The following is a 21724-nucleotide window of genomic DNA, read 5'->3' on the forward strand; positions in this document are numbered from 1 at the left end:
CGTCTATCTATTTGCTCTATAATTTTTTCACAAGATAAATTAAAAAGAAAAAGCAGATTCAAATCTGCTTATAAATATCTCTTTAAATCCTCGGCAATAAGTGATGATTGTTTTCCAAAAATCATAGATAGATTCTCTTTGCCTTCTACAATTCCACTTGCACCTAATTTTTGAATATCTTCTACTTTTACTAAGTCATGATTTTTTAAAGCAACAGTTAACTTTGATGGAGAACTTTTCACATCAGTTAGGTTATCTCTTCCACCTAATGCTGTGAGCAAAGCATTTATATCTATTGTAGACATAACTTTATTATTCAATTCTTTATTTTTGATTAATCGTGTAAAGCCAAAATAAAGTAATAGAAGTGCTAAAATGACTCCAATAAATATTAAAACATATTCAATTTCCATATATTCACATCCTTTTTTGATTGAAGTATTTGTTTTTTATAGTATACTATAATAAGAAAAAAAAAGAAAGGAGCATCTTAATGGAAAGGCTAAAAAAATTATGTCTGCAGCAACCTCTTATCCCCATTGTTTTTATCTTGGCCTGTATTAGTTGTTTTGCAATCTTTAATGCAACTCCTTTAATCTCCAAAGTAAGTAGTCCTGAAACACTTTGGTTAAAACAAGGACTCTTCTATCTTATTTCAGCAATTATTATCTTTATTATCTATAAAGTAGGAAATGAACAAATTTATGATAAGATATGGATTATATATGGTATTTTAATGGTTCTACTAGCAGGTCTTGCTATTGACCATATTGTTTATACAAGATTCTTAGGAAAACATATCGTTCCTTTAGCATCTTATGTAAATGGTGCAACTTCCTGGTATAATATTCCTGGATTTAGTTTACAGCCTTCAGAATTTATGAAGATAGCTATTGTTATTGCTTTAGCGAAAATAACTAAGGATTATAATGATTATTACTTGGTGAGAACTTTTGAAACTGAAGTGAAATACATAATCAAGTGTATGGCTGTTGTGATTCCACCAGCATTTCTTGTTTATTTGCAAAATGATACAGGTGTTGTATTGATTATCTTAGTTGGTGTTCTCTTTGTTCTTTTCTCCAGTGGCTTAAGGGGACAATGGTTTACAGTAGGTATTATCGTTATTGCACTGGTTGTTGGTATAGGCGCTTATCTCTTTATTTATCAACCAGATATTTTCTCTAAAATTATCAGTGGACATAAATTAGACCGTTTCTATGGTTGGGTGGATCCTGAGGGGACTGTTGGAAAAGAGGGATATCAATTATTTTATTCGTTATTATCTTATGGAACAGCAGGCTGGTTTGGACATGGGATACAAGCTGTTATTAAAGTTTTTCCTGAAGCTCAAACTGATTTTATATTCGCTGTTATTGTGACTGATTTTGGATATATTGGTGGATTAATTACAATTGCAGCAATTGTTGCATTAGATGTTGTCATTTTAAAAATCGGTTTTGATTCAACCAATGATAGAGATAAATACTTTACTATGGGTATTATTGGGATGTTAATATTCCAGCAGGTTTGGAATATTGGCATGATTCTGGGATTACTTCCTATCACTGGTATTACCTTGCCATTTATATCCAATGGTGGTTCTTCTTTATTGTCTTATATGATTGCCATTGGTATGCTTGTTGATATGAATAGTCAAAATAATATATTGAAAAATCGATTAACATCATTTTAAAAACATGAGCTCAAACTCATGTTTTCTTTTATTTAAAATTATTTTGATATCTTATGATTTAAGTCATGTCAGTAGATCATTGTATTCATCATAGATATTTCTATCGAAAGTTCTGCTGAACTGTTTCAGTATTGTTAGACACATCCCCTGTTCAATTCCTTCCCATACTGCTTTCTTTCTAAAGTTATCAATTGATTCACATATATTGATTTGATCCTGTTCTTCCTTCTTGACTATCTTTAATAATTCTTCTCCCTTATCTACCAATGATGCTAGAACATTTGCTGTTTCTCTTGACATCTTTTTTTCCTTTAAGCTTCTTATATCTCTCTTCTCCTTATAAAACATCTGTAGACCTACTATTCTCGATTATCCTTATCTGTTAATAAACTTGCATTCAATTCTTTGATGCCTATAATATAAGTATTTTGGTCATTTACTTTCCTTGATAAAAATCTTATGACATAAGCAATGCTAATATATCATTCTCATCTTTAATTGATACAATTTCAACTGCTAGTTTTTCTAGCTGCTCCCTTGAACTGTTCTCTATCATAGTAACGACTTCTGATGATAAATATCCTAACTTTTTCTTTAATTGCTTCATTATGACTAGACATATTCCCTGTTCTATTCCTTGAGTAATACCTCGTTCAATTCCTTGAGTAATTCCTTCCTGTACTGCCTTCTTTCTAAAGTTATCAATTGATTCGCACATATCAATTTCCTCCTTCTCTTCTTTCCTGATTATTTTCAATAACTCTTCTCCCTTATCTACCAGTGATGCCAATACAATCGCTGTATCTCTTGACATCTTTCTTTCCTTAAAAAACTCTAGATCTCCTTGCCACTTATAAAACATCTGTAACCCCTCTATGAGATCTCGATTATCCTTATCTGTTAACAAACTTGCATCCAATTCCTTGACGTCTATAATATGAGTATTCCAGTCATTCATTATTCCTTTCATTTCTTCTGGTAATTCCATCATATCCAGCAATGTCCTTGGCCCACTCCATTTTCTTTCTCCATAATAGAGAACAACTGTAATAATGGGAATAAGTTTCAACTTAGCTTCTTTATTCCACTTCTTTTCATCTAGATAATCTTGATATTGTTTCTTATAGCTGCTCGCATCATAGACAAATGTTCTGACTGGAATATGATAGTCAATAGCCTTCTGATTTTCAATCGCAATGAGGGCATAGATACCACCAACACTCACTTTCACAAGAGTATCCCGATAAGCATTGAAGCTGATTGGATGCTCATCAAAATCAAAAACAGTAGACATATCTGTATCCTCATTAGACAGTGAGTTTCTTGAAAGGATAGGCTGACCATCAAAGCAGACAAGATTGATGATATCAGCAAAGCGACTCTTGTAGTGAAAGAAATTCTTTAAGGTTGCATCAGGCTTTAAGAGAGGTGTAGCAAGACGCATAATATAAGACCTCCATTTCTATAGGAGTTCATAGAAACATTATAGCACATTATTTGCTTAATGAAAACATATGAACAATAAAAAAACATTCCTATACTTATATATTCACTAGAAAGGATTGAATTTTCTTCAAAGAAATGAAATATGTGAATAACTTTTGATTTTGAGAAAAATGAGATTCTCTATTTACAAGATAATCTCATTTTCTTTATAACCTTTATTTGTTTTGTTATGGGATGCACAAAAGCAATCATTATACTTTCTAAATCAAAAGTCCCAGGTTTTCCACCATATAAAAGATCTCCAATTAAGGGATGACCAATAGCAGCCATATGTACTCTAATCTGATGAGTACGCCCTGTCTCTAAAATACATTCTACTCTTGAAATCCCATCAGAATATTCTAAACAACGATAATAAGTCCGTGAATCTTTCCCATTTTCATCAATAATTCTACGCATATTTTGACCATCTTTATGAATAGGTAAATCAATGACACCCTGTTCAACCTGACCCTCAACATGTGCCTGATAACGGCGATAAATATGCTGAATATTTTGACACATCATATCATGAATTTCTCGATATTTAGCAATCATCATCAATCCAGCAGTATCTTTATCTAAACGATTCACAAAATGAACAGTAGAATCTAATTCAATTGAATGGTAATAATAACTTAGTGCATTGGCTAAAGTTTGACAAGGATGTGATCGGGTTGGAAAACATGCCATCCCTTTTGGTTTATCAACGATCAATAAAAAATCATCTTCATAAACAATATATAAAGGTACATTCTCTGGAATAATCTGATTATCTTCTGGTGGATATATGAAGACAACATAATCACCTTCATTTAATACATATCGTACAGTTTGATGTTCCCCGTTTACAAGAATATCTCCACATTGTTTAATAACCTTCAAAGCTTTTCTACTTATATGATGCTGATATGCAAAATCATCAATACGTAATTGATGATTTTCCTTAGTCACTATCAACTCTCTTTTATACATCTAAGAAAGCCCTTTTTAATCTTTCCATCAGACTTACACGTTTAAATTGTGCAAATCTTGCGTATTGTGCAGCAATCTTCACATCTACATACTCAACATCTCTTAAGTCAAAAACAAGATGATCAATACCTAATACAGCATTTTGGAAATTCTGAGATTCAAAATGAATTGTATCATTTTTATCCAGAATTAATGATGAACCAAGAGAACGATAAGCATTATGATGAATTCCAGCAATTTCACTTAACTGCATAATCCCAGCACCAGAACAGACAACAGCCCCACCTAAAGATTTATTATATGCAGTTGATCCAGAAGCTGTTGAAACACATAAACCATTTCCTCTAAAGGTTTCTAAAAACTCATCATTGATATATACATCAAGAACTTGAGAACGCATATTATTCTCTAATCGCAATTCATTTAATGCAATATAAGTATCTTTATTTGTCATTACATCTAAAAGATGACGATTATAAATATGATAATCACCCATTTTTATATCAGCTATTAAATCTAAATACTCTTCTTTTTGATAATCTGTTAAAAATCCTAATGTTCCAGTATGAATACCTACAAATGCAACTGTATCAAGTTGATGTCGATATTGATGGACACTGTGCAACACTGTTCCATCACCTCCAACTGTAATCACAAGTTCAGGATTTTTTTCATCATAACTCATAAATTCATTTAAATGGCTTTTTAAAGACTCTGCTAAATTTTCAGATAATATATCCTGTTTATTTATAATTGCATATTTATGCATAATAATCACCCACTTTTCTTTATTATATATTAATTGAAATTTTAATCAATAAAAGATACAATGAGTCTGGTGATAAATATGAAAGAACATATAGAAATAGAATACAAAGTGTTACTTGATCAAAAAACATTTCAAACATTGCTTAATCATTATCCTCATTACCATGAGTATATCCAAACAAACTATTATTTTACACATCCGCTCTTAAAACAAAAGAAATATATGTTAAGAATTAGAGAAAAAAATAATAACTATGAAATGACTCTCAAAAGACCTCTTGATAGACATCACTTAGAAAGCAATATTAAATTATCTGAAAAAGAAAAAGATGCTTTTTTCAATCAACACTATCTTGATAATGAAGTAATAAATATTTTAAGAAAAGAAGGCATAGATCCATCTACATTACAACAACAATTTTCACTGACAACCCATCGCTATGATATCGAATTAAAAGAAGGGATGTTATCATTAGATGAAAACACATATCTACAGCAAATTGACTATGAATTAGAATTTGAAGTTCATGATCAAAGAGAAGGTTATGCAAAGTTTTTAGATATCATTAAACCATTTGGAATCGAATACACATCAAACTGTCCTAGTAAAATACAAAGAGTTTATATGCAATTAGAAAAGTTGAAGCTTTAAGACTTCAACTTTTTTAATCTATAGGCGCTTGGTAAAAACCTCCAAAGAAATTCTCTGTTTTTAAAACATTAACAATGACTTTAGGATCAACTTCTCGCATCAGATCAATAATATCCTGAACTTCATAACTAGATACTACTGTATGTAAAAGATTCATTGGTTTTTGACTATATCCCCCCATTGCATCAACACATGAAATACCATGACGATACTGTTGTACATAAGCATTAATAACTTTTTGAGCATGCGTTGTTGTGACTTGTAAAGTAACACGTTCATAACGATGATAGAATGAATCAATTGTACGTGTAGAAATAAACTGAAAAAGAATTGAATATCCCGCATGTTCCCATCCAAACATAAAACCAAAAATAATTAAAATAACTGTATTAAATAAGAAAACATATTCCCAAATTGCTTTTCCTTTCTTATTAGAAACATACAAAGCAATAAAATCAGTTCCTCCAGTTGAAGCATTTCCTCTTAAAGCAACGACTGTCAATAAACCATATGCAAAACCACCAAAAGCAATATTTAGCAAAACATCATCAAAGATGGGAGAAAAATGAATAACTCTTAAAAAGAAACTCGCTAAGAATACTTCTAATAAAGAAAAGAATGTAAATTTTGGGCTAATACTTTTATAACAAATCATTGCTACTGGGACATTTAACAAAATCATTCCTAAAGAAGTTGAAAAAGAGAACCCTAAATATGTAGATGTAATTTTTTCAATTAATAAAGCAACACCAGTAAATCCACTTGAAAGAAGATCAGCTGGTTGAATAAAAACTTGAATAACATATGCTTGTAAAAAAGCAGCAACAATAACACAAACAAATGTAATTAATAATTTTATTCGTTTATTTTTTCTTAGATTTCTTATCATAAACTATTCACAATCTTCTCCACTAATTCTTGACTAACCACATCATAATCCATTTCATGAGGCTCATCAGCATATCCAAAAGTAACATCATAACATTGAGTTGTAGGATCATTGACCCAATCTTTACAAGAACTATGAACTTGTGTAATTCCAGTATAATTCATCAACTCTAATGCATTACAAGCATTGATTCCACTTCCTGCCAAGATTTCAATTTGATCACCATATTTCATTTGTAAATCTTTAATCAATTCTTTGCCTTCCATTGCTTTTGGTTTTAAACCACTTGTTAAAATACGTTGAACTCCCATATCAATTAATTTCTCAATAGTTTGATAAGGATCCTTAACGCAATCAAAAGCACGATGAAAAACAACTTCACCATCAAATTCTTTAATGATATTAATAATTTGCTGAGTCTGTTTAACATTAACATGACCATTTTCATCTAAACAGCCAAACGCAATGCCATCAGCCCCATGTTCCATCATTAAGACTGCATCATTCTTCATGACCTCAAATTCATCATCTGTATAATGAAATCCAGCACCTCTTGGTCGTAACATTGTAATAACCTTTAACTCAGTATTCTTCTTAGTTAAAATAAGAGTTCCTAAACTTGGTGTTAAACCACCTAAATAAAGACCACTATTGAGTTCAATCCGTGATGCTCCGCCACGATATGCATTTAATGCATCTTCATAACTACCACAACAAATTTCAATCATTCTTTCCATGTCTTGACCTCCTATATGTTTGCAAGATAATAGATACCAAGAGCGTATATTTTTGCATTTGTTATAATATCCTCAACTCTCATCCATTCATTTGGTTGATGACCAATTCCTTTTTGGCCAGGAAAACTAGGTCCAAAGGGAACAATATGAGGCATTAATTTTGCATAAGTTCCGCCTGTTGTTGTCACAGGAGTCCCATCTTCATTGGTTATTCTTTCATATGCTTGTTGTAAACATTTCACCATTGGGCATTCTTTATCAAAACGAACTGGTTGATAATGATGAACACAAGTCACTTGAAAATCTTTGGCTTTGTTTTGAATGGTTTGAATCATCTCTGTAAGAGAAACACTTGCTGGATAAGAAAAAGTCACTGAAAATATCATTTGATGATTTTCATGTTTCAATTGATAATTACGCATCTCATTCATTCCAAATTCCTCATCTTGGTAATCCACACCTAATCTTTCACCATTAGGTTTTGCATTCATAAAATAAGTATTCACAAAAGCTAAGAATTCATCCAAATTCTTTTCATCAGTTGCAATTTCAATAACTGCTCTCCCACGTTCGCCATAAACAACAGGATATTTACAATCAGGTGTCCATCCCATAACAGGTGGTTTTTCATAATGAAGATAGTATTCTAAATCCTCAAATCCTGATTCTTCGTCACAACCAAAAATAATACGAACTGGTTTCTTTAATTCTATCTGTAATAATTTTAACGCATATAAAGCATATAAACAACTTAATATTGGTCCTTTATTATCTAAAATACCTCTTGAATATATAATGCCATTTTCTTCATAGCCACTAAAAGGTGGATGTTTCCATCCTTCACCCTCCTCAACAACATCTAAATGACCAATAACTCCTATATAATCTTCACCTTCGCCATACTGAGCCCAGCCAATATAATGATTTAAGTTTTTTGTTTGAAACCCTAATCTTTCAGCCAACTTCAAAGTCTCTTCTAAAGTTATAGCAATATCTTTCCCAAATGGTGCATCCTTTGAAGCTAAAGACTTTACACTTGGATAACGTACAATTGTTTTAATATCTTCAATCATCGCTAAAGAGATATCTTCAACCTGTTTAATAATTTTCTCTTCCATATTATTTTTCTTCTAAGGGAGCCATTCTTGTTTTCATATAGTTGTCTAACCATTCTTGACTTGCTTCTTCATGCTGGCATTTCCCATCAACACGCTTTGTTAAATAAACAATAGGTTTTTGTAAAGCTGTTGCGACTGCAAAAGAAAAGCCTTCAATATTGGTAGCAACGCCCCACTCTCCTTTATTATTCATAGCAATTAATGAAAGATCTCCAGCACTCCCTCTTCTTTCTATTAATGTTTTTTCTAAATCATTAACTGCTTTTTCACAAGCTGCTTGGGGATGCATTCCTTCTTTCATTAAACGAACAATTTCATAAGAAATACACCCCTTCATTAAGTCTTCACCTAATCCTGTTGCACTTGCTCCACCAACATGAGAATCTACATAAAATCCAGAGCCAACAATTGGAGAATCTCCAACACGCCCTTTTTTCTTCATAAATAATCCACTTGTAGATGTTGCTGATGTCATCTTTCCATTCATATCTAAACAAACCATACCAACTGTATCATGTCCTGCATAAGGCTTAATTGTTTGATTTTGAACTTCTTTAACACGATTTTTATAATGAATCTTTGCACGTTTTGTAAGCATATTCTTTCTTTCAAAACCTTCTTGATGAGCAAATTTTTCTGCTCCTTCACCAACCAATAAACAATTCACTTTTTCTTTTGATAATCGTTTTGCAATAGAAACTGGATTAGCAAAGTCCTTAATAGCAGCAACTGCTCCAATATCAAAAGTATCTCCATCCATAAAAGCAGCATCTAATTCCACTTCCATATTTTCATTAGGAAGTCCACCATAACCTACTGACTTATAATATTCAAAATCCTCTACTGCCCTAATTGCAGTTTCAATTGCTGCTCCAGCATCACCATGATTTTCTAAAAGTTCACTTGCTTCACTAATACCTTCTACAGCCATACGCCAAGTTGCGATAATACCCCACATGTTTTTAACCTCCTTTAACAAACAAAACTGAGAATATCCCAGTTTTATTTTTTTGCTTTCTTCATTTCTCTAATTGCTGTTTTTAATACTTTTTCACCATCCATCAAACCATAATCACTTGAATCAATGACTGTAATAGGTTTTCCGTTTTGACCATAACGATCAACTGTATCTTGTAATAAATATTTTACTTGAGGTCCCAATAAAATGCAATCAGGATTTTTTGATTCAATAATTTCTCCTAATGTTCCAATTGGAAAAGCCTTCACTTCAAATGGTAAATTATGTGCATTAGCAACATCTTGCATATTTTGTGCCAACAAACTTGTTGACATCCCATTACTACAAAATAAATAAATTTTTTTCATTTCATTATTCCTCCTATAATATCTTTTTTTCTAGATCAAATATTCTCTGATAACAAACATTCATCTCTTGAGCAAAAACCTTAACCTGCTCTACTGACATGACTTGATCTTGTGCATGAATAAGTAAAAGATGATAATCATTTAAAATCCCATTCACTTCTTCTTGAGTCAATTGATTTTGAATACTATAAATTTGTGAAAACATATCATCACCTTGACAAATCAACTCTTTTGCCTTTTCAAAATCATTATGTCTTGCTTCTTTAATCGACTTCATATAACTTGCTTTCGCTTCTCCAACAATTGAAATCATTAAGAAACATTTCTTTACTGATTCATCCATTCCTTTCACCCCTTATCAAATCCATACTTATTGTACACTTGTTTACTGATTTCTTCTTTTAACTGTTTTTCCTAGCACTTAGGAAAAATATACTTATGTTATTTCCTAATGATTAGGAAGAAGATTTCAATAATATAAATATCTTTTGATTTATACTTATATTTGCAAAGGAGGAATATCTATGAATTATAAATGGTCATTAGATGCATTATATAAAGATTACCAAGATATCTCATATAGAAATGATTTTGCTATATATAAAAAATTACATTCTGATATGTCTAATTATATACAAACAATGAGTACTAGTGAGTTATCAGTCAAAACAGGTTTACAACTATTAGAAAAAGAATATGACTATGGATATCGTTTAAAAATCTATTCCCAACTCATACAAGCAATAGATTCACAAAACAAAAAAGCTATATCTGAATTACAAAAAATCTCAACATTACAATCATCAAATATACAACTCATAGAAACCATTCAAAGACATCTTGGTTCTCTCACAATTGATTCTAATGATGAAATGATTTTAGATTATCAATATTATTTACATAGATTAAGTGAAAAACAGAAATATACATTAGAAAATTCACAACAAGAAATTCTTTCAAGTCTTTATCCTTATACACTTAAATCTATGAGTGATATGTATTATCATTTAACATCAACAGCACATCATACATGTTTAGGTAAAGATATGACATTAACACAAATTAAAAATCTCTGCCATCATCCAAAACAAAGCACAAGGAAAGAAGCATTTCTAAATGAATTAGCTTGTTATAAAACAATTGAACAGCCACTCTCATTTGCTCTTAACAATATCAAACAACAACAATTATATATATCAAAACAAGAAGGCTACAAAGATCCTTTAGATAAAATGTTAAAAGAAAGTGATATGCAAATAGAAACATTGGAGGCTATGATGTCATCTGTTGAAGAGTATTTGCCAATTTTTCAAGAGTTTCTTTATACCAAAGCTAAGAAATTAGGTCATCACAATGGTATGCCATGGTATGATATTTATGCAACTATTGGTGAATGTCATTATTCCTTCACGATTGAAGAATGTGAAAATATCATTTTACAATACTTTAAAGAAGTCGATAATTCTTTATATCAAATGACATTGCAGGCATTCGCAGAGAAATGGATTGACTATCCAAGTACTAAAGGTAAACAAGGAGGAGCTTTTTGTGAAAATTTAGCTTGGATAAAACAAAGTCGACTAATGACTAATTACAATTCAACATTAAGTGATGTTGTAACAGTGGCACATGAATTAGGTCATGCTTATCATGGTCATATGATTGAAAATCAACGCCCATTAAATCGTAAATACTGCATGCCACTTGCTGAAACAGCTTCAATGTTTAATGAAAATATTATTTATAATTCATTCTATCAAAAAGCTGATCAAAATAACAAACCAATCATATTAGATATTCAACTTTCTGCATTATGCCAAGTCATTTGTGATATTTATGCAAGATATACTTTTGAAAAATCAGTATTTAAGAATATTGAAAAAGGATTTTTATTTGCTGAAGATCTGAATCAATTAATGCTGCAGGCTTTAAAAAAAGCTTTAGGTAAAGGTCTTGATGAGAAATACCTCCATCCTTATCGCTGGATTACAAAAGTGCATTATTATATTCCAGATATAGCTTATTATAATTTTCCATATACATTTGGTGCCTTATTTTCAAGAGGTCTTTATACTATGTATCAAACAGATCAAACATTCTTTACAAATTATCAAAATCTTCTACGTGCATCAACAACACATAGTGTTGAAGAAACTGCTGCAATAGCTGGAATTGATTTAACAAAGAAAGATTTCTGGCAACAATCACTAGCCTCTATTCAACAACAAATGCAACAATTTTTAGATTTATTGGAGGAAACAAAATGAAAATCTGCAATCTCCATGATGATATTGGAACTGATATTTATGAGCATCGATATGATGATCCTCAACGTTTAGATAATTATCATTATCCTAAAATGAAAGCTGGAGAAATAAAAATGACAGCTCTTGTTTGTTGTTTTACAGGACAACAAACATATAAAGAAATGCAAGCACAAGTTCTTTATCTTGAACAACAAATTGAACAAAGTCTTTATTTTTCATATGATAATTCTAAAGATATACAATGTTTTATCGCATTAGAAGGCTTATGCGGTATCCAAAGTGATGTGACAAGGAAGATTCAATGGTTATATCAGCATCATGTAAGACTAGCTGCTTTATGTTGGAATGATGATAATGCATTAGCATGCGGAGCAAAAGCTGGAAATAAACCTTTAACCGATTTAGGTAAAGAATGTATTATAGCAATGAATGATATCAATATGGCAATTGATGTTTCACACTGCTGTGAATGGAACTTTTATGATATTGCCAGAATTTCTAACAAACCTATTGTTGCAACTCATAGTAATGTGAAAGGTCTTTTCAATCATTATCGCCATTTAAGTGATCCTTGTTTAGAAGTCTTGTATTCTCAAAATGGGCTCATCGGGGCTATTCCAGTTCGCTGGTTTGTTACAAGAGATGAAACGAAACAAACTCTAGATGAATTCATAAATATCATCGATTATCTTAAAAACAAAGTAGGTATTAGACATATTGCTTTAGGATTTGATTTTATGGATTATATAGATGATGCTCCTTGTATGGTTGAAGGTTTAGAAAGTATTGCCAATGCACAAAATGTTGTCAAAAAATTATACGATAGAGGTTACAGTGAAAACGAGGTCAAAGCCATCTGCTTTGATAATGCTTATCACTATATATTACCTTATTTGAAATATTGAAATGAGAACCTCCCTTTCTCATATAAAAAAGACTGTCATGTGTTTATTATTTGAACATACAAATAATAAAGTTCACTTTAATGACAGTTTTTTTTATTAAAAATTTGGATGTGTCAGAAAATAGTTTCATTATACTTGCTTAAAACTAACAACACATAAGATCATAAATCATCATGAAACAAAAGAAGAGTTATAGTTGAAAACAGTGCGACTTACAAACAATAGAAATTATCTGGTAGACAGATTGATAAAGATTTTAACATTATTTAAAGATTGAGACTATTGAAAGACTGAAGGAAATTTTAGTTTTAAAAGAGGAAGAAATGTTAAAGGAGATGATCGCTAACAGATTGCTTGAATGACATGAAGAAATAAAAAACACATTTATCAAGTTGCTGAAATGATTTATGCTAATGAAACACTATGAGCAACATATGCAATACAAAGATTTCAAGATGCTTTAAGAAAACTGTTTATAAATTGGCACATAAGCTCAATAAAAACAATGTGATAAACTCTTACTGCTTAGAACTTACTATTGCTTTTTAACAACTATCATTTTTATTCCATTCTATTATTTTTAACTAAGAATATTGCATGAAAACAAAAAAGTCATATAACTATTATGTTCAATAGTCTTATGACTTCCTTTTTAATTATTATTTTACTCTTAACATTTAATTTATCTAAATTGTTGATCCAACGCTCTATATTTATCCCAATCTAATCTGCGACACAATTCTGCAATGGCTTCAACAGTTTGAACATAATCTTTACGATGAATAATTAAACGATGAGAATGCATATAACGAGTTGGTATACTCAATGTCATACAAATGATCCCATCATACGCTTTATGGATATTATCAGCATCTGTACCACCTACTGTCATCATATCATAATTGATATCTAAGTTTAAATCATGACAAATTGCTTCCATTTCTTTTAATAATGCTTTATGTCCAATAATTCCAGCATCCATAATGCTTAAAACAACACCTTTTCCAAGCTGAATTGTTCCTTGATCAGCTGGTGTATCCATTGCAGTTGTGACATCTAATGCAATTGCAATATCAGGATGAATCAAATTGGCGGCTGTCCTCGCACCTCTTAAACCCACTTCTTCTTGTACTGTTCCTACAGCATAGACGTCTGCTGTAATATCATCATTTTGAATACGTTCTAAAACTTCAATAGCAGCTGCTGCACATAAACGATCATCCCAAGCTTTTCCCATTAAATAATTTGGATTATTCATCACTTCAAATTGTGTATCAGGAGTTATCATATCACCTATTTGAATACCTAAATCTAATACTTCTTGACGATTATCCACACCTAAATCAAGAAATAAATCAATTGGTTTCATAACCTTTTCTTTGACTTCCTTTGGTAAACCATGTGGAGCACTGCTCCCTACAACTCCATGATATCTCTTTCCAGTTGCTGTTGTCACATAAAGGGTTTGAGCAGGCAAAACATGACCCCACCAGCCTCCAACTGGCAACATATGTATAAATCCATTCTCATCAATATCTCTAACCAAAAAACCAACTTCGTCCATATGACCTGCAATCATAATCTTTGGACCCAAATGTCCTTTCTTAAGACCAATAATCGAACCCAAATGATCATATGTAATTTCATCACATATTGGTGCCATATATTTTTTCATAACTCGACTAACTTCTTTTTCACATCCTGATATGCCATGAGCTTCGCTCATTTCCCTAATTAAATCTAAATTGATATTTCCATAAGGTTCTTTAGCCATATATTTACCTCTATCTATTTTCTTCTTTAAACATTTGAATTTTTGACTCATCAAGAGAAGTGAGAATATGAATGATTGCCTTTTTCGCATTCATATAGTCCCTTAAATCTATCATTGACTGACTTGTGTGACCACCTCTTGCACAAATACATGCACTTAGTGTTGGGCAACCAGAAAACAATTTATGTATCCATGCCGAATCGGTTTGACCCATATTATAGAAATATTGATAAGGAATATTATTTTTTTGACAAGTTTCTACAAGTTCATTTAAAAGAGCACGATTAGGCATCATTCCTTTATCATAATAACGAATCAATATACCTGCACCTAGTTTACCAATTTCATTATCTTTTCCCTGATAATCATCTGCAAATGAACAATCCATAACAATACCCATATCTGGACGAATCAAGCCAGTTGCTGTTGTCGCTCCACGCATTCCCACTTCTTCTTGAACAGTGGCACCTATATATAAATCATAATCCAATTCAACATCTTTTAAAGCTTCTAAAACCTCAACAGCCATAACACATCCATAACGATTATCCCATGCCTTAGAAAGAATACGATTTTGGTTCAAAACTGTAAAAGGACCATCTAATACTGCACTATCACCAATACTCACCCCCATTGCTTCAACATCTTGTTTTGAAGTCGCTCCAACATCAATAAACATCTTTTTATCATCACACACTTCTACATCTTTTAATGAACAACCAATTGTTCCTGGCACTTCTTGTCCATCTTGTTTTAAAACACGAACACGATGTGAGAGAAGAACTTGATTATCAATGCTCCCAATTTTTATAAATTTTAATAGGCCATTTGTAGTGACTTCAGTAATCATTAAACCCACTTCATCCATATGGCCACATACCATGACCTTTTTTGCATTTTCTTTTTGACTTTTTTTAATTGCAAATAAACTTCCTAAATGATCATAAATCAGTTCATCACAATAGGGTTGTAAATATGATTTTAATAATTCAGAGACATATCTTTCATCTCCAGCAATTCCAATGACTTGTGTTAATTCTTCCATTAATTTTAAAGTATCCATAACATACCTACCTTTCATTATTATTATAATTCTTAACAGACAATAACTTATGTAAGTTTCTTTCCTATTAAACGGAAAAAAAGAACATGCCTTTAATAAACATGTTCTTTAACAAACGCCATTACATCTTCTTTATTGACTAACATTTTTGTAAATGTAATCATATTTGCTAATGCTTGATTTAAACCTGTCCCACCTTTTTTAGGCATCTTAAGAATATAGACTTTATCTTTATAATCAGAAATAGCTTTTTCACATTCTTTTGACATCATAGCAAATACTGGTATATCTGTATGTTCATGAATCGTTAAAGCTGTTTTTGCTGCCATGACTCCATATTCAGCATAATTAAAACATGGTCCACAAATGACTACATCTGGCTGAATTTTCTTAGCCATAGCTGCAAACTTTTTAGAAACAGTTTCTGGGTCTTTCATAAATGTTCCATTTCCACAATATAAAGTTCCAACAATCTTACCACCAGCATCCTTTAACTGTTTTTCAAACATATTGCATGAACCAATTGGCATCATCTTTCCACCTAATGCTAAATCAGCACTCTCTTTTCCTCCTAACCCAGACTGTGTTTGATCAAATATCATCAATACTTTCATTTTTCTTCTCCTTATTTTCCTGCATTGCCAGAAGTGCTTTCTTTAAGACTTTGTCACTGTTTAACATTCCATAATCTTCTTGTGAAATCATTATAATAGGAATATTTAAATGACTGAATCTTTGTCTTGTTTCTTCTAACAAATACTTAACTTGAGGTCCTAGAAGAATAGCATCTGGTAGTGCCCATTTTTCAATAACACTTGGTAATTTACCATGAGGATAAGCCACAATTTCAACTGGTAATTTGTGTTTATTGGCACAATCCTGCATCATACTTGCCAATATACTTGTGGACATTCCCTGACTACATAACAAATATATCTTCTTCATAGTTCCTTGTTCTCCTTTATTATAGTTAAAATATTATTTTTATCTTTCAAATTCTTTTCCTAATATTAGGAAAAAATTCTTAATTGTTTCTTACTCATATTAACATAGACACAGCTACCCATTGGAAGAGTCACCATTGGTATCGTATATCTAAAACCCATATTACATATAACCTTACTCCTTTTTTAATCATTATAACATAATTTATTATCAGAAGACCAAAAAGCTATAGCCAAACTATAGCTTTCATTTTTATAAATCCGAAAGATCTAAATCATCAAATGAGATATCTTCTTCAACATCATCTTCGGCTTCTAATTCTTCTTTGAGATATTGTTTATCTAGAGCTTTAATAAATGGGAAATATACAACACACCCTAAAGCCAATAACAAGAATTGCCATAATGCTGCAATTGGATCTCCTGTTGATAGCCATCCAGAAAAACCAATTGGTGTTGTCCATGGTAAATTAACTCCAGTTGTTTTTGGTATAATATGCCAAAGTGTTGCACAGTAAGATAATATTAAGTTCATCATTGGTACTAAAATAAATGGAATGGCAATAATTGGATTTAATACAACTGGTAATCCAAAGATAATTGGTTCATTAATTCCAAAAATACCTGGAACAATACTTAATCTTCCTAATTGTTTAATACGTTGAGATTTACAGAACCCTAACATAACAATGACTAATGATAAAGTTGAACCACCACCACCAAAATTGCAGAAGAAATTAGAGAAAGGATTTGTAAAAATATGAGGCAATGCCTGTCCTGCTTCAAATGCAACCTGCTGCTCAATAGTTAAAACATTTCCAATAAAGTATACAGAGTTAGCAACTGCTGGTCCATTAATTCCAAAGAACCATAAGAAAGTACATGCAAATGAGTAAATAGCATTTGCTGCTAAAGTATCTCCCATACCTTTCAATGGTGTTTGTAAAATCTCTAACACAAATTGATGAGCTGTACCAAATGAAGTCATTCCAAATAGAATACGTACCAAGAAGAAGATTGTCATAACGAATGCACTTGGTACTAATGCTGCAAATGAATCACAGACAGCTGGTGGTACACCTTTAGGCATCTTAATTGTCCAACCCTTTTTATAAACCCATGTAAAGATTAAAACTGAACTAAGAGCACACACAAGTCCCATAAAGATACCATCTGCTCCGATATATCTAAATGCTAAACCATTAATACCATTTTCAGCAGCATCACTGCCTTCTAGTAAACTAACACCTGGAATAGATGCTATACTTGTGTTTGTTAGAATAACAAAAGCAACCAATGACACGACTGCCCCCTGAATTTTATCACCTTTTAATTCTCTAGCGAATGCATAACCAGTACCTACACAAGTCAGTAGCCCAGTCATATTAAAAGTTGCCCTTGATACATTTGTGAACCATGTTCCCCAGTTTTCCCCAAATACACTTGCCATCATTTCATCCCAGCCTGGTATTGGGAAGTTAGCGATTAACAAGAAGATTGACCCAACAATCAATAATGGAGTTGTGATTAAGAATCCATCACGGATAGCGATTAATACTCTATTTTTACCAAGTTTATCAGCAATTGGCATTAATACGCTTTCTAGTTTGTTAAACATAAATTTTCCTCCTTTTAAAATCTATCTCCATTATAGCAACTAAATTTATCTAATTTTTCTAAAAAATCTTCCTAGTATATAGGAAATATTTAATCTTCTACAACAATTGATAATTTTGTTCCTGCAATATAATCATGGAACATTTTACGTTTTGGTGAAGCACAAGCCCAAAGCATTGATAGGGCTGTTATGATACCAAAAACATAAACATATATATCATTTAAGTCTTTCCCTATGAAAATATTAATCATTTGATGAAAATAACTTGAACTTGCTGCAATATATCCTTCAACTATCATGACACCAATTGCCTCACGTTTCAAAAGAGTTATAAAATCAACATAACTATCATCCTCTTTCACAACTTGAATGTTCATAATCTTTTTAGCAAAAGTTTGACCAGGATAAATTTTTAAAGGTACAAAAATAAAATAAGCCAAATAGATAATAATTGCCATAATTCCTGCTAATATGCTATATGGATAAGGAAGTTCTGTAATATTTTGTGTAATTTCTAGGTCTTGAAAAAAGATAGAATATATTAGCACAACTGGAATACCAGCCAACATACTGGCAGCATACCAATCAATAATATATGCAAACAGTCTTTTAAAGTTATTTACAGTGGTTGGTTGAGATTGAATCATTTTTTTATTCTGGAAAGCAGCATAATTGATTTTTGGTTTTTTCATTATTTTTTCTCCTTTGTGATTTTACAAATAAACTCATTATAGTCTCTAGATTCTAGTAAATCAGAAAAATGACCAGCCTCTCCAATCGCCTGACTTAACCAATCAAAAAACATCTTTAAAACTTCATGATCACCTTCATTGATAGCTAATAAGATAACCAATTTAACTTTAAATGAACCCCAATCAATCGGATTCTTTAACAGTGCTACTGATACTGTAGGTGTATTGACATAATCTCCAAAAGAATGTGGTGTAGCAAATGAATAAGCAAAAGATGTGGGTGACATTTCTTCTCTTTTTAAAACACCTTTTTTAAAGAATTTATTCACAACACCTCCGCTATACAATTCATCACATAAATATTCAATAACTTCTTGTGAACTTCGTTTATCTAAATCAACATAGAAGTATTGTGGATTGATAAGTTGTGATATTTTTTGATTAAAGACTATTTGAAATCTTTTCTTCTCTAATTTAGACAAAGCTTGGAAGATGATTGATTCGTCCTCATTGTTAATAAACATACTCACTTGAATAGTGAGAATATCTAATTCATGTGAAAGTGGTGTCATAGTAATTAATAAATCTGGATTTAAAGCAAGAACTTTTGCCTCTTCAAACAATGGTAATGTCTCAACAATTTCTAATCGCTCACTAAAAGTTGATTCTACTTTTTTTTGCCCTAATGTTGAAAAATTTTGATCATAAGGAATGATCATCACAACCTTAAATTTACTATTTCTATTTAGTCGTTCATAAGCAGCACCAAAATGCAAAGCAATGAAACCCATTTCTGATTCATTAATATGAATATTCAAACACTCTTCTAAAGCATTTCCAACTGATACCCCCATTTCAAAAACAAGAGGATAATTCCTTTTAATATCATGAATAAAGAGATTATCAGCATTTATATTTTGTTGATATCTCTCAATCAATCCTTGTAAATGCATTTTTAATCCTGCCATAAAATCTTCATCTTCATGAAATTGAACATGCAATTTCTTTTCAATTGGTGTAACAACATTTTGTAGTAATTCATCTATATCAATATGATTCTCATCAATAAAAAGATGTTTAGGTTGATATTGTCCACTCTTATTAGAAAATAATAATGCCAATAAACATATTTCATCTTCATGTATCTCAATAGGAATGAATTCCATAAGTCTTTCAAAATACTCACTTGCAATTTTATATTCAATACTTTGTAACAAAGCCTGATTTTTTCTTTCTGTTGTATAAAACTGACAGTTTAACATTCTTTCGATACTTATACCAACATGTAATATTAACATTGGAAACATTGTTTCTTTAATAACATATTGATGATTTTTAAGTACATTTACAAGAATATCCGTTGCTTTAACTAAATCAAAGTCTTTATAAAACATTGCCAATTTATTTAAGTTTAAAAAATTCCCTTGTGTTTCATTTGATAGCAGTTCTTTATATAATTTTCTCTTCTCTATTTCATCGCCCTTTAAATATATATAATTCTTAGAACGAACTAATTTCAGATGAGAATATTTTTCCAATGTTTTACGTACTTTCTTGATATCATTTTCAATTGAATACCCACTTACATATATATCTTCTTGTAAGAAAGTGAGATTAATACCTTCTTCATGAATTAATAACTGTTGAATTAAATATGTACATCTTTGAGCTGGAGTTTGAGGAATATCTTTTGGTGTTTCAATATATATCTGATTATATTTATCTATATTTAAGAAGTAGCCCATACGAATATTCGATTGAATGAGTTCCTCTTGGAAATTTTTATTTATTGCATCAATATCTGAACGAATTGTACGATCTGAGACTCCTAGCAGTCTAGCAAGTTCTTTACCTGTAATCCATTCTTTATTTTCATAAAATATAGAGATAATCCTCTCTTGTCTTTTATTGAGCATACAATATCCCTCTCTTTCTTGCAAATTATAACATTATTTTTTCTGATACTCTTATATCTTTATTTCCTAAGTATTAGGAAGTGATTAACACTTTCATCATTTCATTTCCTAAATAAAAAACAGGCAGAGTATACTCCGCCCAGTTATTCGCATCTTTCAGGACAGTCTGCCTGTTGATTTTTATAATATTCAGTTTTGATATCTGTAAATTGTGGACAGAAATCACTATTGTCACACTCTTGCAACCTTCTTAATTCTCGTGGAATAAATGCTCTTATTTCTTCGGCATTATACCCAACTTGGAAACGTCTTTCATCAATGATGATTGGTCGTTTCAATATTGACGGATTCTCTTGAATAAAATGAATCAATTGGTTGACTGACATATCATCTAAATCAACTTGATTTTCTTTTATAATTTTAGATCTTTTAGAAATAATATCATCTGTACCATTCTCACTTCTTTCTAAAAGTTCTCTTAATTCTGTTTCTCTTAAAAGGGTTGAAAAGATGTTTTTTTCTACATAAGGGATTTGGTGTTCTTTTAACCAAGCCTTTACTTTACGACATGATGCACAACTTGGTGCTGTATATATTCTAATCATAGTATCAACTCCTTGCATTTCATATTATACATCATTTTGTTTATTTATGAAATTCTTTTTTGATAATCTCTTGATTTTTAATTCAAAGACTTCTATAATGACAATAAAGACAAAGAAGGAATGGAGTAATTTATGTAACATGTTGAAAGAGAACTTGTGGTTGGTGCAAACAAGTCATGAACATAAATGAATTGGGATTCTGGAGTTATAGATGGCATCAGTCATTTATCGTTAATCGCGTTAAGATGAAAGTGCATATCAAATGATATGAATAAAGGTGGTACCGCGTTCAAA

23 protein-coding genes and 1 other annotated feature (1 of these 24 cut by a window edge) are annotated in these 21724 nt (G+C 31.2%); of the genes, 4 read left to right on the top strand and 19 right to left on the bottom strand.

All coding sequences use genetic code 11. The features are described from left to right. Positions 1–68 precede the first annotated feature (68 nt). Positions 69–413: a PTS sugar transporter subunit IIB gene (locus GQF29_RS03590; RefSeq protein WP_008788144.1), complete on the bottom strand. Its 345-nt coding sequence runs from the start codon at positions 411–413 to the stop codon at positions 69–71. 80 nt (positions 414–493) lie between these two features. Here GQF29_RS03590 and GQF29_RS03595 point away from each other — a divergent pair, with 80 nt between their 5' ends. Further along, complete coding sequence (locus tag GQF29_RS03595; RefSeq protein WP_008788143.1) at positions 494–1696, top strand: FtsW/RodA/SpoVE family cell cycle protein; 1203 nt, start codon at positions 494–496, stop codon at positions 1694–1696. Between the two features lie 63 nt (positions 1697–1759). On the opposite strand, the gene GQF29_RS03600 is transcribed toward GQF29_RS03595, so the two are convergent. The 4 genes from GQF29_RS03600 to GQF29_RS03615 all read right to left on the bottom strand — a co-directional run bounded on the left by GQF29_RS03600 (position 1760) and on the right by GQF29_RS03615 (position 4925). Further along, on the bottom strand, positions 1760–1996 hold the full coding sequence (locus GQF29_RS03600; RefSeq protein WP_236916378.1) for a hypothetical protein: 237 nt from the start codon (positions 1994–1996) through the stop codon (positions 1760–1762). 157 nt (positions 1997–2153) lie between these two features. Next, complete coding sequence (locus GQF29_RS03605) at positions 2154–3140, bottom strand: Rpn family recombination-promoting nuclease/putative transposase (protein ID WP_017144129.1); 987 nt, start codon at positions 3138–3140, stop codon at positions 2154–2156. Positions 3141–3322: 182 nt separating this feature from the next. Next, positions 3323–4135, bottom strand: coding sequence for an RluA family pseudouridine synthase (locus GQF29_RS03610; protein WP_237713663.1), 813 nt, complete (start codon positions 4133–4135; stop codon positions 3323–3325). A gap of 13 nt (positions 4136–4148) precedes the next feature. After that, positions 4149–4925 carry an NAD kinase gene (locus GQF29_RS03615; RefSeq protein WP_008788138.1) on the bottom strand — a complete coding sequence of 259 codons (777 nt, stop codon included), beginning with the start codon at positions 4923–4925 and terminating at the stop codon, positions 4149–4151. Between the two features lie 78 nt (positions 4926–5003). On the opposite strand from GQF29_RS03615, the gene GQF29_RS03620 reads away from it, so the two are divergent. Next, positions 5004–5576 carry a CYTH domain-containing protein gene (locus tag GQF29_RS03620; protein WP_008788137.1) on the top strand — a complete coding sequence of 191 codons (573 nt, stop codon included), beginning with the start codon at positions 5004–5006 and terminating at the stop codon, positions 5574–5576. A gap of 13 nt (positions 5577–5589) precedes the next feature. On the opposite strand, the gene GQF29_RS03625 is transcribed toward GQF29_RS03620, so the two are convergent. The 6 genes from GQF29_RS03625 to GQF29_RS03650 are packed head-to-tail and all read right to left on the bottom strand — an operon-like array spanning position 5590 to position 9989. Beyond that, positions 5590–6465, bottom strand: a complete 876-nt coding sequence (locus tag GQF29_RS03625; protein ID WP_008788136.1) for a YitT family protein — start codon at positions 6463–6465, stop codon at positions 5590–5592. Further along, complete coding sequence (locus GQF29_RS03630; protein ID WP_008788135.1) at positions 6462–7202, bottom strand: copper homeostasis protein CutC; 741 nt, start codon at positions 7200–7202, stop codon at positions 6462–6464. Before GQF29_RS03630 ends, GQF29_RS03625 begins: the two co-directional genes overlap by 4 nt. Positions 7203–7213: 11 nt before the next feature. After that, the gene (locus tag GQF29_RS03635; protein WP_008788134.1) at positions 7214–8320 is read right to left on the bottom strand and encodes a Sapep family Mn(2+)-dependent dipeptidase; all 1107 of its coding nucleotides are present in this window, start codon (positions 8318–8320) and stop codon (positions 7214–7216) included. A gap of 1 nt (position 8321) precedes the next feature. Then, positions 8322–9278 carry a glycosylasparaginase gene (locus GQF29_RS03640; RefSeq protein WP_008788133.1) on the bottom strand — a complete coding sequence of 319 codons (957 nt, stop codon included), beginning with the start codon at positions 9276–9278 and terminating at the stop codon, positions 8322–8324. Between the two features lie 44 nt (positions 9279–9322). Beyond that, entirely contained in the window at positions 9323–9646 is a 324-nt protein-coding gene (locus tag GQF29_RS03645; protein ID WP_008788132.1) for a PTS sugar transporter subunit IIB, read from the bottom strand. A gap of 13 nt (positions 9647–9659) precedes the next feature. Further along, a complete protein-coding gene (locus GQF29_RS03650) occupies positions 9660–9989 on the bottom strand; it encodes a PTS sugar transporter subunit IIA (RefSeq protein ID WP_008788131.1) in 330 nt (109 codons plus the stop codon). 181 nt (positions 9990–10170) lie between these two features. Between GQF29_RS03650 and GQF29_RS03655 the strand changes: the two genes are divergently transcribed. Together GQF29_RS03655 and GQF29_RS03660 are read left to right on the top strand one after the other, a co-directional pair. Further along, the gene (locus GQF29_RS03655) at positions 10171–11913 is read left to right on the top strand and encodes a M3 family oligoendopeptidase (RefSeq protein WP_008788130.1); all 1743 of its coding nucleotides are present in this window, start codon (positions 10171–10173) and stop codon (positions 11911–11913) included. Continuing rightward, complete coding sequence (locus tag GQF29_RS03660; protein ID WP_008788129.1) at positions 11910–12818, top strand: dipeptidase; 909 nt, start codon at positions 11910–11912, stop codon at positions 12816–12818. Before GQF29_RS03655 ends, GQF29_RS03660 begins: the two co-directional genes overlap by 4 nt. Before the next feature lie 682 nt (positions 12819–13500). Here the strand turns inward: GQF29_RS03660 and GQF29_RS03665 are convergent. The 8 genes from GQF29_RS03665 to spx all read right to left on the bottom strand — a co-directional run bounded on the left by GQF29_RS03665 (position 13501) and on the right by spx (position 21430). Continuing rightward, the gene (locus GQF29_RS03665; RefSeq protein ID WP_008788128.1) at positions 13501–14592 is read right to left on the bottom strand and encodes a M42 family metallopeptidase; all 1092 of its coding nucleotides are present in this window, start codon (positions 14590–14592) and stop codon (positions 13501–13503) included. 10 nt (positions 14593–14602) lie between these two features. Further along, the gene (locus GQF29_RS03670) at positions 14603–15655 is read right to left on the bottom strand and encodes a M42 family metallopeptidase (protein WP_008788127.1); all 1053 of its coding nucleotides are present in this window, start codon (positions 15653–15655) and stop codon (positions 14603–14605) included. A 92-nt stretch (positions 15656–15747) separates the two neighbouring features. Then, the gene (locus GQF29_RS03675; RefSeq protein ID WP_008788126.1) at positions 15748–16269 is read right to left on the bottom strand and encodes a GrdB-related putative oxidoreductase; all 522 of its coding nucleotides are present in this window, start codon (positions 16267–16269) and stop codon (positions 15748–15750) included. Next, the gene (locus GQF29_RS03680) at positions 16247–16600 is read right to left on the bottom strand and encodes a PTS sugar transporter subunit IIB (protein ID WP_008788125.1); all 354 of its coding nucleotides are present in this window, start codon (positions 16598–16600) and stop codon (positions 16247–16249) included. Before GQF29_RS03680 ends, GQF29_RS03675 begins: the two co-directional genes overlap by 23 nt. 252 nt (positions 16601–16852) lie before the next feature. Next, entirely contained in the window at positions 16853–18217 is a 1365-nt protein-coding gene (locus GQF29_RS03685) for a PTS sugar transporter subunit IIC (RefSeq protein WP_008788124.1), read from the bottom strand. A gap of 89 nt (positions 18218–18306) precedes the next feature. Further along, the gene (locus GQF29_RS03690) at positions 18307–18909 is read right to left on the bottom strand and encodes an RDD family protein (RefSeq protein ID WP_008788123.1); all 603 of its coding nucleotides are present in this window, start codon (positions 18907–18909) and stop codon (positions 18307–18309) included. Further along, positions 18909–20825, bottom strand: coding sequence for a BglG family transcription antiterminator (locus GQF29_RS03695; RefSeq protein WP_008788122.1), 1917 nt, complete (start codon positions 20823–20825; stop codon positions 18909–18911). The genes GQF29_RS03690 and GQF29_RS03695 overlap by 1 nt, the downstream gene beginning before the upstream one ends. Before the next feature lie 143 nt (positions 20826–20968). Then, positions 20969–21430: a transcriptional regulator Spx gene (gene spx / locus GQF29_RS03700; RefSeq protein WP_008788121.1), complete on the bottom strand. Its 462-nt coding sequence runs from the start codon at positions 21428–21430 to the stop codon at positions 20969–20971. Between the two features lie 103 nt (positions 21431–21533). Continuing rightward, positions 21534–21724, top strand: a binding site (T-box leader) (it continues 10 nt past the right edge of the window).

The sequence above is a fragment of the Coprobacillus cateniformis genome (assembly GCF_009767585.1).
In the GTDB taxonomy this organism is placed as follows: Bacteria; Bacillota_I; Bacilli_A; order Erysipelotrichales; family Coprobacillaceae; genus Coprobacillus; species Coprobacillus cateniformis.

What these genes read in the sequence shown, in the direction of transcription:
- GQF29_RS03645 (WP_008788132.1), bottom strand. Translation starts at nt 9,646, where the DNA reads ATGAAAAAAATTTATTTATTTTGTAGTAATGGGATGTCAACAAGTTTG.
- GQF29_RS03635 (WP_008788134.1), bottom strand. Translation starts at nt 8,320, where the DNA reads ATGGAAGAGAAAATTATTAAACAGGTTGAAGATATCTCTTTAGCGATG.
- GQF29_RS03630 (WP_008788135.1), bottom strand. Translation starts at nt 7,202, where the DNA reads ATGGAAAGAATGATTGAAATTTGTTGTGGTAGTTATGAAGATGCATTA.
- GQF29_RS03595 (WP_008788143.1), top strand. Translation starts at nt 494, where the DNA reads ATGGAAAGGCTAAAAAAATTATGTCTGCAGCAACCTCTTATCCCCATT.
- GQF29_RS03670 (WP_008788127.1), bottom strand. Translation starts at nt 15,655, where the DNA reads ATGGATACTTTAAAATTAATGGAAGAATTAACACAAGTCATTGGAATT.
- GQF29_RS03605 (WP_017144129.1), bottom strand. Translation starts at nt 3,140, where the DNA reads ATGCGTCTTGCTACACCTCTCTTAAAGCCTGATGCAACCTTAAAGAAT.
- GQF29_RS03650 (WP_008788131.1), bottom strand. Translation starts at nt 9,989, where the DNA reads ATGGATGAATCAGTAAAGAAATGTTTCTTAATGATTTCAATTGTTGGA.
- GQF29_RS03620 (WP_008788137.1), top strand. Translation starts at nt 5,004, where the DNA reads ATGAAAGAACATATAGAAATAGAATACAAAGTGTTACTTGATCAAAAA.
- GQF29_RS03600 (WP_236916378.1), bottom strand. Translation starts at nt 1,996, where the DNA reads ATGTCAAGAGAAACAGCAAATGTTCTAGCATCATTGGTAGATAAGGGA.
- GQF29_RS03640 (WP_008788133.1), bottom strand. Translation starts at nt 9,278, where the DNA reads ATGTGGGGTATTATCGCAACTTGGCGTATGGCTGTAGAAGGTATTAGT.
- GQF29_RS03680 (WP_008788125.1), bottom strand. Translation starts at nt 16,600, where the DNA reads ATGAAGAAGATATATTTGTTATGTAGTCAGGGAATGTCCACAAGTATA.
- GQF29_RS03655 (WP_008788130.1), top strand. Translation starts at nt 10,171, where the DNA reads ATGAATTATAAATGGTCATTAGATGCATTATATAAAGATTACCAAGAT.
- GQF29_RS03625 (WP_008788136.1), bottom strand. Translation starts at nt 6,465, where the DNA reads ATGATAAGAAATCTAAGAAAAAATAAACGAATAAAATTATTAATTACA.
- GQF29_RS03660 (WP_008788129.1), top strand. Translation starts at nt 11,910, where the DNA reads ATGAAAATCTGCAATCTCCATGATGATATTGGAACTGATATTTATGAG.
- GQF29_RS03675 (WP_008788126.1), bottom strand. Translation starts at nt 16,269, where the DNA reads ATGAAAGTATTGATGATATTTGATCAAACACAGTCTGGGTTAGGAGGA.
- GQF29_RS03590 (WP_008788144.1), bottom strand. Translation starts at nt 413, where the DNA reads ATGGAAATTGAATATGTTTTAATATTTATTGGAGTCATTTTAGCACTT.
- spx (WP_008788121.1), bottom strand. Translation starts at nt 21,430, where the DNA reads ATGATTAGAATATATACAGCACCAAGTTGTGCATCATGTCGTAAAGTA.
- GQF29_RS03695 (WP_008788122.1), bottom strand. Translation starts at nt 20,825, where the DNA reads ATGCTCAATAAAAGACAAGAGAGGATTATCTCTATATTTTATGAAAAT.
- GQF29_RS03690 (WP_008788123.1), bottom strand. Translation starts at nt 18,909, where the DNA reads ATGAAAAAACCAAAAATCAATTATGCTGCTTTCCAGAATAAAAAAATG.
- GQF29_RS03665 (WP_008788128.1), bottom strand. Translation starts at nt 14,592, where the DNA reads ATGGCTAAAGAACCTTATGGAAATATCAATTTAGATTTAATTAGGGAA.
- GQF29_RS03615 (WP_008788138.1), bottom strand. Translation starts at nt 4,925, where the DNA reads ATGCATAAATATGCAATTATAAATAAACAGGATATATTATCTGAAAAT.
- GQF29_RS03685 (WP_008788124.1), bottom strand. Translation starts at nt 18,217, where the DNA reads ATGTTTAACAAACTAGAAAGCGTATTAATGCCAATTGCTGATAAACTT.